At 62.4% G+C, this 1,201-nt stretch carries 1 protein-coding gene; it reads right to left on the reverse strand.

The window, feature by feature from the left end:
- The coding region (locus QW863_RS35960; RefSeq protein ID WP_409978014.1) for an IS481 family transposase at window positions 1–1,112 on the reverse strand (1,112 nt) is incomplete at its 3' end.
- Window positions 1,113–1,201 lie beyond the last annotated feature (89 nt).

Below are 1,201 nucleotides of genomic sequence, written 5' to 3' on the forward strand. Positions count from 1 at the left end.
TCAATCGCTGCGATCTGATGTGCGGCAAAGAAAATTCCGAACTTTCCGTCGGCACTGAGTGGCCGGATAGCCAGCCGCTCACCTCGGAAGGCTTGCGGGACTTTCCAGAGCCGCCCCTCGAAACTGACGTAGGCCTTCGTGCTCGACACGGAACGGATGCTCTCACCCTCGTCGTATTCGACGATCGGAAGCCGGTCTGGCATCGCACGTTGGCTCGGTTGATAGCGGCTTGCCGGCACGTCGAAGTTCAAGGCCTCGTGCGGCCGGTCGAGATTGTAGACGGAGCGCCATCCGTCGAGTGCCCGCTGGACATCGGGAAGATCACGGTAGCGCCTGAAGGCAAACACCTCGGCCTTCAGACTGCGGTGGAAGCGTTCGTTCTTGCCGCGGCTCTGAGGATGGTAGGGCCGGCTGTGGATCGTTCGAACGCCGAGCTTCAGAAGCCAGACCGTCAACGCGGTCCAGGGGTCTTCGAGGGTAAATCCCCAGGGGCCACCATTGTCGACGAACATCGCATCCGGCAGTCCATAACGGCGGAACGTCGTCTCCAAATGTCCTTTGACCGTAGAGCCGCGCTCGTTGTCACAAGCCGCCAGGCACAACGAGAAGCGGGAGTGATCGTCCAACGCTGTCAGCGGATGACAGGACACACCGTTCTCCAGCGCACTGTGCCCCTTGAAGTCCATCTGCCACAGCTGATTGGGCGCATCCTTCTCGAACCGCGTGTAGGGCTGTCCGGGCGCGCCTGCAGGCTCGACCACTCGATCGTAGCGGCGCAGGATGGTGTGCACGGTAGATATCGCCGGGACAGCTTGACCATCACGCTCAAGACACCGTGCGAGCTTGCGCGCGCCCCAGGCCGGGTGAGCATCGCGCAATGCGACAATCTGCTGCTCGGTCGCAGCCGCGGTGCGCTCCGGACTTCGATGAGGCCGCCGCGACCGATCCGCCAGCGCCGTGTCCCCAGCGTCATGCCGCTGGATCCATTTGTAGCCCGTCTGAGGGCTGATGCCGAACCGCCGACACAGCTCCCGCCGGTTCGCCCCTTCCTGCTTGGCAAGCATCACAAACTCTCGTCGCTGGTCCATGACAGACACCTCTCGCCACGGCATCGCTCGCCCCTCTGCTTGACGAATCGAGCCGATTTTGAAGTGTCAACCATCTCCCCGAACACCCGTCAGCTATGTCCCCGGGCTGAACA

Origin of the sequence: Bradyrhizobium sp. SZCCHNR1017, assembly GCF_032381375.1 — a bacterium.
Taxonomy (GTDB): Bacteria; Pseudomonadota; Alphaproteobacteria; order Rhizobiales; family Xanthobacteraceae; genus Bradyrhizobium.